Origin of the sequence: Brevundimonas sp. TWP2-3-4b1 (genome assembly GCF_049897665.1) — a bacterium.
In the GTDB taxonomy this organism is placed as follows: Bacteria; Pseudomonadota; Alphaproteobacteria; order Caulobacterales; family Caulobacteraceae; genus Brevundimonas; species Brevundimonas subvibrioides_B.
This window is the reverse complement of the sequence record NZ_JAFCWQ010000003.1, coordinates 173479-189342: the sequence shown is the minus strand read 5'-3', so window position 1 is coordinate 189342 and position 15864 is coordinate 173479. Positions and strand designations below refer to the sequence as shown.

The 15864-nt window shown below is 66.5% G+C and carries 14 protein-coding genes, 1 tRNA gene and 1 pseudogene; 4 read left to right on the top strand and 12 right to left on the bottom strand.

All coding sequences use genetic code 11. The annotated features are described in order from the left end of the window. The 7 genes and pseudogenes from yajC to serS all read right to left on the bottom strand — a co-directional run bounded on the left by yajC (window position 1) and on the right by serS (window position 5507). Window positions 1-318, bottom strand: coding sequence for a preprotein translocase subunit YajC (yajC, locus tag ACP7A5_RS04410; protein WP_303695452.1), 318 nt, complete (start codon window positions 316-318; stop codon window positions 1-3). A 113-nt stretch (window positions 319-431) separates the two neighbouring features. Next, on the bottom strand, window positions 432-1511 hold the full coding sequence (locus tag ACP7A5_RS04405) for a peptidoglycan DD-metalloendopeptidase family protein (RefSeq protein ID WP_426040768.1): 1080 nt from the start codon (window positions 1509-1511) through the stop codon (window positions 432-434). Window positions 1512-1775: 264 nt separating this feature from the next. After that, window positions 1776-2420 (bottom strand): protein-L-isoaspartate(D-aspartate) O-methyltransferase, encoded by a 645-nt coding sequence (locus ACP7A5_RS04400; RefSeq protein ID WP_303695449.1) that lies wholly within the window; start codon window positions 2418-2420, stop codon window positions 1776-1778. A gap of 136 nt (window positions 2421-2556) precedes the next feature. Beyond that, a complete protein-coding gene (gene surE / locus ACP7A5_RS04395; protein WP_426040767.1) occupies window positions 2557-3345 on the bottom strand; it encodes a 5'/3'-nucleotidase SurE in 789 nt (262 codons plus the stop codon). Window positions 3346-3411: 66 nt separating this feature from the next. Further along, the gene (locus tag ACP7A5_RS04390; RefSeq protein WP_426040766.1) at window positions 3412-3783 is read right to left on the bottom strand and encodes a hypothetical protein; all 372 of its coding nucleotides are present in this window, start codon (window positions 3781-3783) and stop codon (window positions 3412-3414) included. A gap of 23 nt (window positions 3784-3806) precedes the next feature. Then, window positions 3807-3875: pseudogene (locus ACP7A5_RS04385) on the bottom strand (hypothetical protein); the annotation flags it as partial. A 126-nt stretch (window positions 3876-4001) separates the two neighbouring features. Further along, window positions 4002-5507, bottom strand: a complete 1506-nt coding sequence (gene serS / locus ACP7A5_RS04380; RefSeq protein WP_426040765.1) for a serine--tRNA ligase — start codon at window positions 5505-5507, stop codon at window positions 4002-4004. Between the two features lie 252 nt (window positions 5508-5759). Here serS and ACP7A5_RS04375 point away from each other — a divergent pair, with 252 nt between their 5' ends. Together ACP7A5_RS04375 and ACP7A5_RS04370 are read left to right on the top strand one after the other, a co-directional pair. After that, window positions 5760-6197, top strand: coding sequence for an HIT family protein (locus tag ACP7A5_RS04375; RefSeq protein ID WP_426040764.1), 438 nt, complete (start codon window positions 5760-5762; stop codon window positions 6195-6197). Window positions 6198-6228: 31 nt separating this feature from the next. Beyond that, a tRNA-Thr gene (locus ACP7A5_RS04370) sits at window positions 6229-6304 on the top strand. Between the two features lie 271 nt (window positions 6305-6575). Here ACP7A5_RS04370 and ACP7A5_RS04365 read toward each other — a convergent pair. Continuing rightward, window positions 6576-7007 carry a BLUF domain-containing protein gene (locus tag ACP7A5_RS04365; protein WP_426040763.1) on the bottom strand — a complete coding sequence of 144 codons (432 nt, stop codon included), beginning with the start codon at window positions 7005-7007 and terminating at the stop codon, window positions 6576-6578. Between the two features lie 228 nt (window positions 7008-7235). Here ACP7A5_RS04365 and ACP7A5_RS04360 point away from each other — a divergent pair, with 228 nt between their 5' ends. After that, window positions 7236-7499 (top strand): hypothetical protein, encoded by a 264-nt coding sequence (locus tag ACP7A5_RS04360; RefSeq protein WP_426040762.1) that lies wholly within the window; start codon window positions 7236-7238, stop codon window positions 7497-7499. Window positions 7500-7533: 34 nt separating this feature from the next. Here ACP7A5_RS04360 and ACP7A5_RS04355 read toward each other — a convergent pair whose 3' ends face one another. The 4 genes from ACP7A5_RS04355 to ACP7A5_RS04340 form a co-directional block, all read right to left on the bottom strand. After that, a complete protein-coding gene (locus tag ACP7A5_RS04355; RefSeq protein ID WP_426040761.1) occupies window positions 7534-9393 on the bottom strand; it encodes a response regulator in 1860 nt (619 codons plus the stop codon). Continuing rightward, window positions 9390-9956, bottom strand: coding sequence for a heme NO-binding domain-containing protein (locus ACP7A5_RS04350; RefSeq protein WP_426040760.1), 567 nt, complete (start codon window positions 9954-9956; stop codon window positions 9390-9392). Before ACP7A5_RS04350 ends, ACP7A5_RS04355 begins: the two co-directional genes overlap by 4 nt. A gap of 233 nt (window positions 9957-10189) precedes the next feature. Beyond that, window positions 10190-12892 carry a hypothetical protein gene (locus ACP7A5_RS04345; RefSeq protein ID WP_426040759.1) on the bottom strand — a complete coding sequence of 901 codons (2703 nt, stop codon included), beginning with the start codon at window positions 12890-12892 and terminating at the stop codon, window positions 10190-10192. A 3-nt stretch (window positions 12893-12895) separates the two neighbouring features. Then, on the bottom strand, window positions 12896-15499 hold the full coding sequence (locus tag ACP7A5_RS04340; protein WP_426040758.1) for a hypothetical protein: 2604 nt from the start codon (window positions 15497-15499) through the stop codon (window positions 12896-12898). Between the two features lie 72 nt (window positions 15500-15571). On the opposite strand from ACP7A5_RS04340, the gene ACP7A5_RS04335 reads away from it, so the two are divergent. Next, entirely contained in the window at window positions 15572-15853 is a 282-nt protein-coding gene (locus tag ACP7A5_RS04335; protein ID WP_426040757.1) for a hypothetical protein, read from the top strand. Window positions 15854-15864: the final 11 nt, after the last annotated feature.

The window sequence follows — 15864 nt, the reverse complement described above, 5'->3', positions numbered from 1 at the left end:
TCACGCCTTGGAGTCGTTGGCGGCGATGGCGGTGCGGTTGCGCACCTCGGCGATCATGCCCTTGACCACCCGCACATTGACGCTGGGGGCGATCTCGACATTGACCTCGGCCTCTTCGACGCGGGTCACCTTGCCGATCAGGCCCGACGACAGGACGATGGTGTCGCCGCGCTTGACGGCCGCGATCAGGGCCTGATGCTCCTTCGCCCGCTTCTGCTGCGGACGGATCAGCAGGAAGTAGAACAGCACGAAGATCGCGACGAACGGCAGGAACTGCACGATCATGGCCATCAGGCCGCCTTCACCAGTGGGCGTCATTTGGTCGTTCCCCGGGGGATGAGGCAGCCGCTTCCGGGCGCCCGTTTAAAACAAGGCGCGGAACCTAGGGCCGAGCCCCTGCGATTGCAACGCGGCGTGATGGTTCGGCGTCTCTACCGTGGCAAAACAGTCAACGGATCGATCGCCACCGGCTCGTCGCCCTGCATACGGCGGGTCTCGAAGTGGATCGAGGGACGCCCGTCGCCGGCGGTCAGCCCGACCGTGCCGATCTGCTGGCCCGCCCGCACGTCCGCGCCGTCGTCGACTGTCGCCGAACCGAGGTGCCCATAGACGGTCCGCCAGCCGTCGCGGTGAATGATCAGCACGGTCAGGCCCTGTCCGATGATGTCGTCGCCGACATAGGCCACGCGCCCGCCGGCCGCAGCGTTCACCGGTGCGCCCGCCGCCGCACCGATATTGATGCCGTTGTTGCGCTCGCCCAGACCGACCGGCCCGAACCGGCGCAGGACCTCGCCCCGCACAGGCCATTGCAGGCTTGTGGCTCCGGCGGGCGCGACGCCGGTCGAGCCGGTCGCATCCGGTTGTCGCGGCGGCGGCGGCGCGGCCGGATTTCCGGACGGCGGCGGCGGCGGCGGGGGAATCACCCCGTTCTCGGGCACCATCACACCGACGGGCGCTGGACCGGTCGCATAGGGATCAGGACCGGTGTCGAGCGCGCTGTCGGGCAGGATGATCGACTGACCCACGGTGATCGCGCCACGCGGCCCCAGGCCGTTCAGGTCAATCAGGTTCTGCACCGGGGTCTGGAAGCGCCGCCCGACGCCGGAGATCGTGTCCCCCGGCTGGATGACATAGGCCGCGCCTGCGTTGACGCTCATGGGCGCCCTGGGCGTCACATAGGACGGCGTGGTCGCGGGCGGCGTATAGGTCGGGGGATTGTAGGCCGGGGGCGGATAGTTGTCTGACGACGAGGATGAAGGCGGCGGTAGCGCCCCGCCCTCGATCCGCTCGGTCGGCGCGGTCATCGGCGGCGGCGCCTCATAGACCGGCGGCTGGGGCTGGGCGCCGTAGGGATCGGCCGGGCGCACGCCGGGCGCGCCATAGCCTTCCATCGGTCGGGTCGAATAGCGCGGCGCCTCCGGATAGCTGGCGCAGGCCGTGGCCGCCATTCCGGCAAAGGCGATCGCCGCCGCCCTCATCCAGTTCGCCCCGACCCGATTGAAAAGACGCATCCGCCGCTCCCCGTTCACCCTGCCCGACATGCCCCGCCGGAGCCCGTAAGCCAACCCGCCAAAGCGCGCGAAAGTGGGGCGGAGAGGTTAACGGGCGGGCGCGAGACGTCTCCTCCCTGTTCGCCACTTGGCGAATGGGGAGGTGGAGGCGAGCCCTTCGCGAGCAGACGGAGGGGTTCTTCGTGCGCGCGGCAAGACCCCCTCCGTCTCTCCGCTTCGCTCCGAGCCACCTCCCCATGCGCAAGCGCGCACGGGGAGAAGACTTCACCCCTCCTTGGCCGTCCCCTCGACCAAGGGCACGAACCGGACCTCGCACAGGCTCTCGCGGCGGAAGGACCCGTCCTCCTGGCCGGTATAGCGATGCAGCATCTGCACCGACGTCCGCCCCACCGGCGCGACCAGCACCCCGCCGGGCTTCAGCTGTTTCAGCAGTTCGGTCGGCTCGTTCGGCGAGGCGGCCGTGACCATGATCCGATCGAACGGCGCCTGTTCGGGCCAGCCGAGGCCGCCGTCGGAGTGTCTGGTGATGACGTTGTCGATGCCCAGAGTCCGCAGCTTGCCCTCGGCCTCGACCAGCAGGCTGCGATAGCGTTCGACCGAATAGACATAGCGCGCCAGCCGCGACAGCACCGCGCACTGGTAGCCGCTGCCGGTGCCGATCTCGAGCACCCGATGGCGCGGCTCGACCTCCAGCGCCTGGGTCATCAGGCCGACGATATAGGGCTGGGAGATGGTCTGGGCGCAGTCGATCGGCAGGGCCTGATCCTCCCACGCCTGATCGAGGAATTTCTGGTGCACGAACACGGCGCGGTCGATCGATTCCATCGCCGCCAGCACCCGGGGATCGGTGACCCCCTGTTGCCGCAGCGACAGGATCAGCCGCCCCGCCCTGTCGTCCTTCAGGTTCATCCTGTTCCTCCCCCGTGGGGGGAGGTGGCGCGGCGCGCCTTCGCGACGTGACAGAGGGGGCCAACCGCGCACGCGGCGCCTGGGGCGAGCCCCCTCCACCGCGAAGACGCGGTCCCCCTCCCCCGACGGGGGAGGATCACGAGACGATCCCCTTCGGCGGCGCCCCGCCCAGCAGGCCCCGCAGGTCGTGAACGCTGGGCTTGTGGGTCAGGTCGATGTGCAGCGGCGTGACCGAGATCTTGCCGTCGTCCATGGCCCGCAGATCGGTGCCCGGCGCGTGGTCCTGTTTCGAGCCGCGGAAGCTCATCCAGTAATAGTCGCGGCCGCGCAGGTCCGTACGTTTGACCGCATGCATCTCTCCGGCCTGGCGGAAGCCCTGCACGGTCACCTCGACCGCCTTGACCGCCTCCGGCGGTCGCGCCGGGAAGTTCAGGTTCATCACCACCCCATCCTGCCAGGTTTCGGCCAGCAGACGGCTGATGATCGGCGGGGCATAGGCCTCTGCCGTCTCCCAATGGGCGGTGACGTCGTCGTGGAACCGCTCCAGCGACTGGCTCAACGCGATCGAGCGGATGCCGAACGCCATGCCCTGCAGCGCGCCTGCCACCGTGCCGGAATAGGAGCAGTCCTCGCCCACATTATGCCCGCGATTGACCCCCGACAGCACCAGGTCCGGCCTGGCGTCCATCAGGTCGTTGACGGCCAGGACGACGCAGTCGGTCGGCGTGCCCGTGACCGAGAACCGCTTGTCCCCGAACCGGTTCACCCGCAGCGGCTCGGTCAGGGTGATCCCCCGGCCCTTGCCCGACTGTTCCTCGTGCGGCGCGACGATCCAGACATCGTCCGACAGCGTCCGCGCAATCCGTTCCAGACAGGCCAGGCCCTCGGCCTCGATGCCGTCGTCGTTGGTCAGCAGGATGCGCAAATCAGAAGCCTTCGGTGAGTCGGGAGGCAATAGCCGATCCTCTCTCTCCGTGCACCCTGCGACACCCTACTGGATGACGGCGATGTCCGCGCCCAGGATCACGAAGGCGCCATCGCACTCGTTGCGGATGTTGGATCCCTCGTAATCATAGCGGTCGCCCGGCAGGTCGTCGGACCAGGCCAGGGCCGTGCCGGTGACCCGCACCTTCTGGCGACCGATCGTGGCCGCCGCCATCCGCTGTTCGTCGCGCGGCAGGCCCCCCGAGACGCAGGGACGGCGCGTGCCCGCGACGTAGCGGTTCTCGCTCTCGATCAGCTGGAATTCCTCGCCCGAGAAATTGATCCAGCCTTCGAAGGCGATGGGCGTCGGCGCGGGCTGGATCTCGGCGATGGCCGGGACGGCCAGAGACAGGGCCAAGGCTGCGAGGATCGTCTTCATTCCGCGTCTCCTGTTTCAGAGGCCAACATTAGCCGACTATCCATCGCAAGTCCTTCTCCCCTTGCGGGAGAAGGTGCCCCGGAGGGGCGGATGAGGGGTGGCTCCCGGTCTCACCGGTGACCGCCACCGACCGCTCATTCGACGCCCCGGTGTCACCCCTCATCCGACCTCGCTTCGCTCAGCCACCTTCTCCCGCAAGGGGAGAAGGAGACTGAACCTCACCCGACGTGCGTCGTCCCGCTCATATAGGGCAGCAGGGCCGCCGGCACGGCGATCCGCCCGTTCTCGTCCTGATAGTTCTCCATGATCGCCACCAGCGTTCGACCAACGGCGAGGCCCGAGCCGTTCAGCGTGTGCACGAACTCGGGCTTGCCTTCCTTGCGCTTGAACCGCGCGTCCATCCGCCGCGCCTGGAAGTCCCCGCAGTTCGAGACCGAGCTGATCTCGCGATAGGTCCCCTGCGACGGCAGCCAGACCTCCAGGTCGAAGGTCTTCCGCGCCGAAAAGCCCATGTCGCCCTTGCACAGCAGCATCCGGCGATACGGCAGCTCCAGCTTCCGCAGGACCGCCTCGGCGCAGGTCGTCATCCGCTCGTGTTCGGCGTCGGACTGGTCCGGCGTGGTGATGGAGACCAGCTCGACCTTGTGGAACTGGTGCTGGCGGATCAGCCCGCGCGTATCCCGCCCGGCGGACCCGGCCTCGGCCCGGAAGCAGGGCGTCAGGGCGGTGAGCCGCAGCGGCAGTTCCTCCTCCGGCGTGATCTGCTCGCGCACGAGGTTGGTCAGGGAGACTTCGGCCGTTGGGATCAGGTAGCGTTTAACGTCGAACTGGCCCGCTTCGAGCCTCGCGAGAAACTTAGGATATTCCTCGTCATGAGCGATCTCGGTTAGCTGCTCGATGGCACCTTGTATCGCCAGACGGAGGTCCGCTTCATCAGAGATCGTCGCCTGTAAGGCACCCACGATCTCCGACGCCTCGGCGACAAGCTTCTGGCGAGAAATCTTTGCTGTCGCGCTCGCATCCGCTCGGATTGCATCCCGATCCGATGTCTTGGTCGAGAACAAGTCTTCTTCGAACTTCGGCAACTGCCCCGTCCCGAACATCGCCTCGTCACGCACCAGATACGGCGGATTGACCTCCAGATAGCCGTGCTCGGTCGTCTGCACGTCGAGCATGAACTGGCCGACGGCGCGTTCCAGCCGCGCCAGCCCGCCCTTCAGCACCGCGAACCGCGCGCCCGACATTCGCGCCGCGGCCTCGAAGTCCAGCAGCCCCATGGCCTCGCCGAGGTCGGCGTGATCCTTGGCCGGACCACCCACACGCGGCGTCCCCCAGCGCGCGGTCTCGACATTGCCCGCCTCGTCCTCGCCGTCCGGCACATCGTCGGCCGCGAGGTTCTTCTGCGCCGCCAGCAGGTCGCGCAGCGCCTTGCCCTTGGCCGCCTCGATCTCGCCGTGGCCGGCGATATCGCCCTTGAGCGTCTCCACCTCGGCCTTCAGCCGGTCAGCCTCCTCCATGTCCTTGCGGCCCATGGCGGCGCCGATCAGTTTGGAGGCCGCATTGCGCTTCGCCAGCGCCTCCTGCCCCGCCGTCTGGGCGGCGCGCAGTTCGGTGTCGAGGTTCAGGATCTGGTCGACCAGCGCCTGCGCATCCTCCACGCCGCGCGACGACCAGCCGGCGACGAAGTGGCCGGGGGTGTCTCGAATGGCTCGGATATCGTGCATGGCGCGGTCTTTTGGGCAGGCTTTGGGGAAGCGGATGCTCTAGCGGGCGCCGCGGGATGGGGCAAACGCCACGCGCTTCCTTCTCCCCCTGCGGGAGAAGGTGGCCGAGCGAAGCGAGGTCGGATGAGGGGTAATGCTGAAGCTGAACGTCAGCGCTCAATCCGCTCACCCCAGCCGCCGGCGTGACCCCTCATCCGTCAGCCTGCGGCTGCCACCTTCTCCCGCAAGGGGAGAAGGGATATTCGTCGCCCCATGACCCTGCACGCCCCCTACGACCCGTCCAACATCTTCGCCAGGATCCTGCGCGGCGAGATCCCCGCGGTGAAAGTCTGGGAGGACGACGCCGTCCTTGCCTTCATGGACGTCTTCCCCCAGTCCGAGGGCCACGTCCTTGTGATCTCGAAAACATCCACCGCCCGCACCCTGCTGGAGGTCGAGCCCGACGTGCTGACCGCCCTCGCCGCCGCGACCCAACGCACCGCCCGCGCGGTCGAGAAGGCCCTCAGGCCCGACGGCCTGTCGATCATGCAGTTCAACGGCGAGGCCGGCGGCCAGACCGTCTTCCACCTGCACGTCCACGTCATCCCCCGCTGGTCCGACCGCGACCTGAAGGGCCACGGCCAGGCCGGCATGGCCGATGTCGAGGACCTCAAGGCGACGGCGGCGAAGATCGCGGAGGCGCTGGACTAATCTCCGCCTCCCCCGCTAAAGGCGGAGCAAGGCCGGCTTAGCTCAGTTGGTAGAGCGCCAGTTTTGTAAACTGGATGTCGCGGGTTCGATTCCTGCAGCCGGCACCATCTTTTCAATGACTTAGCCTCGACGCGTTTGGGCCGTGTGCTTTCTGGGGCACGCCGGGGGCAAAATGCGAAGACCCCTCAGAAGTTGCCTCGCCTTAGCAGATAGCTGACTCGCTCCGCCTGCATCTCGATCAGGCAGGTATCGCTGCGCATCGGGGCGGATGTCCGATTTCGGGCCAGATGCCAATGTCGTGGTCCGACCCATAGGCGACGTCTGGGGCCTTCCACCGAGTGACCCTTAATGCGGCGCACGAGGCAACAATCGCGAAGGTCAGAAGACCTGGCTGGCGAGATAATGGTGTTCAGTCTTGCTCATCAGGTCCAACAGGATGGATGTCACCTGTGCCCCCGTCCCGTTCTCGGTGACGATCCGGAAGGACTGCTGGCTCAGCGGCGTAGGATCGGGCCGAGCCATGGACCATCCCCTGAAAAGCCGAGCTTGAACCTCCCGTTCCCCCAGAACGGTAAGGTTTTCATGACGGTTGTCGGCCCGCACTCGTTTCATGAGCATGTCCACCTTGCCCCTCTCCCCCTCGTAAACCTGGACGAACTTTCCATCAGGTAGAGCAAGCGCACCGGAGATTCCGTCACGCATATTGTTGCGGATCGACACATTGAAGATTGCATCCAGCCCTGACGCGTCATCATGGGAGATGCAGGAATCGCTCCTGTAAACCAACCGGATCAGGTTCTTTCCCAGCAACAGCTTATTCCCCGAGGTTGAAATCCCACCCTGTGGAAACGCCGCACCGTTTCAAATGATCCCGGTCGTCAGGCAAAGAGCGAACCGTCGTCGGTGCGAAAGTAACGAAAGAAGTCCCCCTTCCACCCCGAACGGACCTGCACGACGTCCGCTTACGGCGCATCCGTCGAATGTCCGCAATCTGGCGTCAGGCTAATGGCCGAACCCGACCCATAGCGGCGGTCAGGAATGTCCGCTCCCGGCAAGGATCGCCTGGATGTGAGGTGCCGGCATCGACCCGACTGGCTTTGGAAGAACAATCTGGCGGAGAACTCCCGTCTGCCGATCAGACGACAGAAGCGACACCAGCAGCGGCACAGATTCAAAGCCTCAGCCCAGAAATTCTTCACCACCTATGCAGCGATCTATAACACCTTCGGCATCCAACGGCATCTCTTCAGCAGACCGATCCCCGGCTATTCGGAGCCGAAGCGGCGGCCGTTCAAGCGGTAGCCGTTGCCTGATTTCAGGCGGGATAGAGCGGCTTTCAACTTGTCGCGGTCAGCCTGTCACCATCGCAAAGTTCCCGTGACAGAACCACCCCTTTCCCGCAGTCAGAGAGCACCGCGAACAGAGATGGCAGATGGATCGGTTTGGTCAGAACGCCATCGGCACCGGCCGCCATGTATAGACTGACGTCGTCGGCAAATGCGTTTGCTGTCAGCATAAAGATGGCGGCGCCCGGCGCGAGATCGCCCGAGCGAATTCGTCTCACCGCTTCCACTCCGTCCATCACCGGCATGTTGGCGTCCATCAGCACCAAGTCGAAGCGGGCGGTGGCCAGGGCATTCAGCGCCTGCTGCCCATCCTCGGCGAACGTGAGTTCGACATTGGCCGGGGCCAGGAGCAGCTGCAAGACCCGACGATTCGCCGGGTTGTCCTCTGCCGCAAGCACCCGAAGCCCGCCCTGAATCTCGCCTGGCTCCTCAGGCTCCTCCAGACGGTGCTGCGTGCTCCTATCGACAGGACATTGAAACCAGAACCGGCTCCGGCCTGTCTCGGTAAGGTCGGTGCCGATCTCGCCGCCGAGCAAGTGGACATTGCCGGTGCAGATGGACAGACCCAGCCCGGTGCCCCCGGCCTGACGGCCTGTTTCAGTCTGTTCGAAGGGTTGGAATATCCGCTCACGGTCACAGTCGGCCACGCCGGGGCCGCCATCAATAACCTCGATTCGAAGCGAGCCTTCTTCAGAGGCCGCACGGATGACAACCCTTTCGCCTTGGGGCGTGAATTTGATGGCGTTGGCGACCAGGTTGACGACGGTCTGCTCGATGCGACCCTCGTCGGACCGGAGCAGACGACAGCCAAGCCCGGTCGTGTCCAGTGAAAGGTTGATCCCCTGCTCGTGCGCGTAGGGTGTCCAGATCCTGACGATAGCCTCGACCATGGTTCCCGGATCGAAGTCCGAAAGGTGAGCCGTCACCTCGTTGGCTTCAATCTTGGACATGTCGAGAACAGCGTTCAGGAGCCTCAGCAGCATCTCGCCGGAGGCCAGCACCCCGTCGACCAGTTCGTGCTGCCCCGACGTCAGGGGTTCACGCTTGAGCGTTTGAGTCAGGCCCAGGACAGCATTCAGGGGTGTGCGGACCTCGTGGCTGGTGACGGCGAGAAAGGCCGACTTTGCCCTGCTGGCTTGCTCGGCCGCTCTGTGCTCGGCTTCCAGCGCGGCCTTGTCGACGGCCGCGCGGTCGCTGTTACGCTTGCGCTCGACCACCCGACCCAGCTGCGCACCGATCTGCTCGACCGTCCGCATCAGCTCTTCCTCGGGTTCCCTTGGCCAGCCTTGAAAGAACTCCAGAACAGCCCCGACCTCGGTGCCGATCAGGGCGGGGAAGGCAAAGGCGGCACGGAGTCCGCATTCCCGAGCGACCCGCGTGCGTTGAAAGTGGTCGTCCAGGGTGATGTCCGGGATCCAGACGGCCTGTCGTTTCTGCAGCACCCGTCCTGGCAAGCTCAGGCCGGGGCCAAAAGTCATCGATTCAGTAACCCGGCGGAAGGCCTTGGCTTCGATGCTTGCGTCCGAAGACCAGACCCCGGACGAGATCAGCTCGACGGTCTCGGACTGATCTTCGGCGAAGATCCAGACATGACCGGTAGCCCAGCCGGTGTAGTTGCAAATCTCGTCCAGAGCGACACGGAAGGCGTCTGACGGATCATCGAGCAGGTTCGCGGCGCTGGCTATGGTCTCGACCAGCTTCAGGCGTTGCTTCTGGATAAACAAATCCCGCGTGCCCTGCTCTGCGATGCGCTCGGCCATCAGACGGGCTTCCCGTTCACGCGCCAGGCGGCGCTCCAGTCGGTAGATCTGGTCGCGAGGGTTGTCGGACGGGACGGGGACGGTGATCACGCAGCTTCGACTTTGTCCAGCGTTTCGGAAGACCAGGAGATGGCAAAGGTGCAGTGCGGTGCGCCATGAGACGTGCACGTGACATGTTCGAAGGTTACGGCTTCGCCGTACCAAACGGCTGTGCCTTCAACGAACCCCTGGGCCAGTGCACACATGTTACGCGTGGAGAGATAGTCCATGACCAGTTCGCCCGAGCTGTTCGAGCGCATGTTGAAGTGCGGGCATGCCGCGCCGGGGTAGAGTTTGCGCACCTCCGTATGGATCTGGCTGTTAATCCCTTCGACGAAGGTGCGAGCGTCAGGCGCGGCCGAGAAGAAGTCGGGATAGATGTCCGCCATCAGGGGAATGGCGTTCTGTCCGAACCAGCGCAGGACCTGATCCCGGTCCAGGTCGAGTGCCTGTCCTGCTGCATGGACCAGCGCTTCCATGTCTGAATCGGGGTAGCTGCCGAGGGACGTATAGGTCCCGCTGACCCCGGCGGCGTCTATGAGCGCGTCCCAAGTGTCGTCCCCGAAGGCGCGTGATACTGCGCCCTCGAGAAGGTTGAAAATCACACCCTTCATTACAATCCCCCGCTGATCTCGTACGAACGATAGTTATGGAAAAAGAAAGAATCATAAACGGCCAACAAAAGTCTGAGGTGAACAAAGAACCGCGACGCGTTCGAACGGCCGGGAAGACCTTCCGGCCCCGAAAAGGGTGCGCTTGAATGTCGTGCTTCTGGCGCTCAGCCGAAAACGGCGTCTGGCGCTGAGCCGCCCCGGTCCCGTACCAGGCGTAGGTCCGCTTTCCGCCCTTAGCTGACTGCCATTGGGTCCGCTTGTGGGGCTGGCCCCCGCTCCGGCACACTCTCCCCCTGTGGCCACCAGGCCGTCTGCCCATGGTCCCGCTCCATGCGCTTCCGACGCCGCGCGAAGTCCTCTTCGGCTTCCGGATCCAGCATCCGCTGCAGGTTGTCCAGCACGGCGCGGTTATAGGCGGCACGAGCCCACCAGATATTGCCGCCGGGCGTGTAGGTCCGGGCAAGCTGAACGACGTCACGACCGATGCGCGCACCTTCCACGGCCTCGCCGAGGTCATCGCCCGTTCGCAGGCCTTCCGCCACCTCAACCACATTGCCGACCGTAGCGTTGTAAAGGTCGCCGACTGCCGAGCCGACCGGGCCGAACGCCGCGACCTGGCTGGCCGACTTCCCGTTCCTCGCCTCAGCCGCGTAGAAGAAATCTCCCAGAATACCTAGGCCACCGCCCTGCATGGCAGCCGCCGCCCAGAACCGGGGATCCGCCATTGGCTTGGGATCGTTGCCCTTGGCGATCTCGCGAAGCTGGATCGAGATGCCGCCTGCCAGCGTCAGAAAGAACAGGACACCGGCCGCGCCGCCCGCGCCAGCGACGAAGGGCGGAAGCCCGCGAGCCTGCCCGCGCAGCATGATTTCCTCACCCAGCATGTGGGTCGCCGTGAGCGTGAAACTGCGGAACATTGCCCACGAGCGCCGGGCCTCCCCGACCACTGTGCCGGGCCGATCGACCCCGATCAGCTTCGCGCGCGTCCAGAGGGTTGTCTGGGGCACGGCAAGCCGGGTCTCAATGTCGATGGCTTCGCCCATGCGTAAGGCCAGGGTCTCGTCGGGAATATCGGTCGGGCGAAGGAACTGCGCGCCCTCGGCGGGCTCCCAGACCGGGGCGCTGCGGATCGTTGACCAATCAGCCTCCGTGAACCCGCGCGCGTTCAGCCAGGTCGCGAACGCCTTGTCCTCGCCGTCACCGGCGCGGAGATCTGCCAGCGTCTTGCCGCGACGATCGTGCAGGGCCCCCATGAACTCGAAATGGAAAGAGCGCTTCCGGGCCGCGTCCCATGCGGACAGCCCCTGCGCGCGCAGGACGGCGACAGGCAGGCGGCGGGCAAAGGCGTTCATGCCCCCGTCCAGCCGCTCCCCGACGGACAGCAGACGCAGGTTGTCTTGGGTGGCGCGGACCATGCCGTCGGTCGCATTTTCATTTACGAAGCCCGAGCGGCGAGCCATCGCCCGCCCGGACCCGTCCGCCGGGTTCAAAAGTTGGGCGAGCCTCACCATGTCGCCCGTCCTGGACAGGCCGGCGAAGGATCGAGCCAGCGCACCGAACATGGGGGCCGACGGAATGTCGGACAGGATTGCAGAACCCAGTGCAGTGGACGTCAGCAACGCTCGGCTGGCCACGCCGAACGAAGCGATGCGGCTATTGATCGGCGTCGACAGGCTGCCGGTGAAATGCTCCAGCATGGCGTCGGCCGTGCGGACGTAGCCCTTGACCGCGTCCGACGAGCCCTTGATGCCCGCAGTCTCTTCCAGCAGAGCCTCGCGCTGCGCCGCTTCCTTGAGCCATTTCCACTGCCCTGCGGGGTTCGGGCCAAGTATCTGCATCTGACTGATGTCGCGGGACAACTCGTCGATGTGGCCCATCATGGTCGAGAACGAGTCGCCATCGCCGAACGCAGACTGGTAGGCCATCCAGTCATCCGCGCTCTTGAACACGAGAAACCGGCTATCGGAACGGCGCTTGGCGAGCGCGCCCTGCCCGACATGATCGCCGGGCTGACGGGCATTCGCGCCTAGCGAGGCGATGGATTCCCACACGTCACCCAGAGCAGCCGCAATCCGGCCCTCGCTCAACGGCTGGCCGGTGGCCTCGTCGATCATTTTGGAGCGGTCCAGTCGCGGCGCAACATAGGCCACCCACACGTCGCGCCCGGCCTGACGCACGCGGTAGGCGTCGTGAGCCTGCGGCATTCCCCATCCGTCCAGCTTGCCGATCGATCCGCCGGCCGCGTTGAACTGCAGGCGCAGGTGTTCGGCGGTCTCCGCCCATGCGGTGGCCAGTGCCTTGGCGGCCTTGTCGCCCGTGTTCTCGCCGAAGGCCTCGCGAACCATGTTGGCCAGGTCCGCACGATGCGGCGTGTCGAACCCCGTCCGCGTCTCGAACCGCTCGATTGCCGAAGCCATCAGCGCGTCGGCCTTGCCGCGAATGGCGCGATAACGCCCCTCGATGCTGGGGAACGGCGCGCCCGACAGACCAGGGCGGTTCTCGACGATCAGCTCCAGGGCGCGACCGAACGCGCCGCGCTCATACCCGGCAGGGGTTACCCCGCCGTCGGCATAGCCGCCCGGAGGGGCCGGAGGGTCGCGCCCCAGCAGGCGGTCGATCACGCCGCGCGTGGTGCGACGGGGGCCGATCTTGGACGGGTCGATATAGCCGCGCGCCTTCTTGTAGGCGTCGACACCTTGCAGCAGGTCGGTTCGAGCCCGGATCATCAGCGCGCGGCGGCGCTTCGCCTCGATGGCATCGATCTCAAGCTGGCGCATGACCGCATCGGCGGCCATCCTGTCGGCGTCTGCCGGGCCGAACGACTCATCCGCCGTCGCGCGGGCCTCGTCGTAGGTCTTGCGTGCACGGGCCGCGACATCGGGGGAAATATCCCCCTTGCCGGCGTGGTCGTCGATGCAGGAACGGAAATCCGCCATGGGTTAGCGCCCTCCCGGAGCGCAGATGCTGAGCACATCAAGGGCGCGGTCTTCGTCGCCGATGGCTGGCAGGTCGTCCCAGAGGGTCGCGCTTTCGCGTCCGGCGTCCTCTGGCTTGGGTTGAGCCTGTGCGACCTGCCCTCGGCCGCCCGGCTCATCGAAGGGCTTGAGCGCGGCTCTGGCAGGCTCGGATGGGGCCGAAGGCGTGAGGATCACGGCGCGGTCTGCATCCACGTCAGCACCGCGCCGGGTCGCCTCGCGGAGATCCGCCACGATGTTGCGGACGCCCTGCGCCACGGTCAGGTCGCCGCGAGCGATGGCGCCCGCTGCTTCTCCGAACGTGTCGCCGATGGTTCCGGCACGTAGGGCAAGTTTGTCGATGGCGCTGGATGCGGCGAGGTCAGCGGCCACGCGCGAAGCGTTGGTATCGCGGGCCAGCGCATTGCCGCCCGCCTCGATCACGTCGGCATTGCGAACCAAGGCGCTGAACAGGCGGGCATCGCCGCGGAGCTGTTTCATGACAGCGGCGCGGAGGCGACCGCGTGCGATGATGGTCGACTCCTTGGGCAGGCCGCCGAACATATCCAGCGTGTCGCCTTGGCGCTCAACGAAGTCCGCAAGCTTGGCCTCCTGCACGAAGGCGCGGGCCTCATCGAGCGAGCGCGGGTCGCCCTGGCGGATCACGTCGACGATGGAGGCATGCAGGTCGGGGCGGTCGGGGGCCAGTTCGCCGATGACGGCGGCATAGCGTTCGGGGATCACGCCAGCGGCAACCGCGCCGAACGCATCGTCCGACAGGCGGGCAAGACCGCGCGCGCTGGCAATGAAATCCCCGGTGACCGGCAGCGAGCGGTCGTTGATGCGGTCGGGCGCTTCGCGAAACACCTTGGCCGCGTCGAGGATTGAGCCGGAGCCCTCGCGAATGTTCTTGAGAGCCGCGACCACACGAACGTCAGAAGGCGTCCAGCCGTCGGCGGCGCGGAACAGGAAGCCGTCGAGTGAGGCGGTCGTGTCCTGCCCGCTTTCGATAAGGCGACGGGCGAGACCCCGGCGTTGGTGGCCGTCAGCGACGACGACGCGACCGGCCGCATCCTCGAACAGGATAGACCGCCCGGCGGCCGTGCGGTCCCATTGCGTGACCCCTGCAAGGCGGTCGGTCAGGCCCTCGTCGCCGCTGGCCTTGTATTGGAAGGTGGCCGGATCCGCGTCGACCTGCTTGGGATCGAAGGTGTCGGCAATAATCTGCCTGCCTTGGTAGTCGGTCGAGCGGCGGGGTTCTGAGGGCGCTGGCGGCGCGGCGTCCCGTTCCGCAGACCGTCCGGCAACCATGGCGTCCGGGTACGCCTCGGGGTCGTAGAACGAACCGCCGCCGCCCGTCTCCCGGTAGTCCCGCGCCGCCACGATCATGGCGCGAGACGAAACGGGCTCGCCTGCATCAACGGCCGCGCGGTCGGCCCTGCTCAGTGCGACGTCGGACCAGTCCATGAACCGCGACATTCGCCGCGAGAGGTCATTGGCAGCGGCTGCATCGCCCGACTCGCCTAAACGCCAGAGGTTGGCGTGGTTCTGGTCGAGATGGTCAAAGTCGGCGGGGTCGCGAGGCGGCGGACTTTCAGCGTTGTCAAAGACGCGCCCAGCATCACCCGTTCCGCCCAGGTCAATGGCCGATCCATCGGCAGATCCAGGGGGTTGAGCGGCGGCCGATCCATCGGGCGAGGCTACCGAACTTTGGTCGCTTTGCCCACGCCACTCGAACAGAGCGTCAAGCTCGCGTTCGACGGTCGGTTGGGGGGCCGGTTCGAAGTCCAGGAGGGCATCAAGGTCCGACTCGTAGGTTCGACCGTTGGTCGGGCCGATCGCCTGCCGGTCGAGGGCGTCAATCTCCACGCGAGCTTGGGCGGCACGCGCGGCGGGGGCCGGCGGCTCCTGTCCAATATAGGCGCGGGACGATGCGTCAATCTCCCCGGCAAGGGCGCGAACGGCCGCGTTCGGGCCGCTCTGGGCACGGCGAGCGATGGCGGAGCCGGCATCACCTGCGAGCGAGAAGCCGGAGCCTAGCACGCCAGCGAGGGCGGTCTGTTCCGGGCGGTACTCGTCCTGCACATCGTCGGTAACTCGGTCGGCCTGAATGATGGCATCAGCGCCGGCAGCCACCAGACCGCCGGCCACGGCGCGACCCACGACAGTGCGGCCCGGCGCGATCCAGTTTTCGGCCGATACGGCCGAGCCTGCGGCCTGCCCCGCGAAGAAGGCTGCTGCGTCGCCCGCGTTCTCGATCGGGTCCAGCATGCCGCGCGCGTCGTAGGCTTCGGCGCGAGCACGTTCGCGCCGGGCCGCGGGTGCAGCAGCCGGATCACTCGTGCGCCAGTAGGACCGGTCATCGCCGAACAGGGCGTCGAGAGCGCGGTCGGTGCGCCCGTCGGCGAGAATGTTCACTTGGAGCAGGTCGGCGAGTTGGAAGCCGTCAAGGTCCGGGTCAGAGCCGCGCTCAAACTGACCGGCACCCGAGTTGGCATAGGCATCGGCCAGGTTCTCGCGCAGGCGGTCCCACATGCTCCGGTCCAGCGGGCTGTCTGCTTCGGCTTGGGTAGCGATGCGGGCCAGCATTTGCTGGCGCGTCTCGATGCTCGACATGGCGTCGGGAAACTCGCGGCGCAGTTCGTCAAGGCGCGACTCGTATTGGGTATCCGTCAGCGCCCCCTTGCCGTCGCCCTGACCCTGGCCGGTGAGGCCCAGCGAGACGGGGATGGCGCGGCCTATGGCGCGTTCGGCGGCCCGGTGGCGCTCCCACATGGCGGACTGCTGCACGGCTTCCAGCCGCATGGCCTCGCGCTCTCGGGGCGCGTTCTCCTGCCGGGAAAGGATGCGGTCGATGAGCGGACGCGGGGCCTCGATCGGACGCGCCTCCCCGGCCGTGCGGACGGGTGCGCGGTCGATAGAGCCGGCGGCGAAGGGGCCTGACTGTTGGGGCA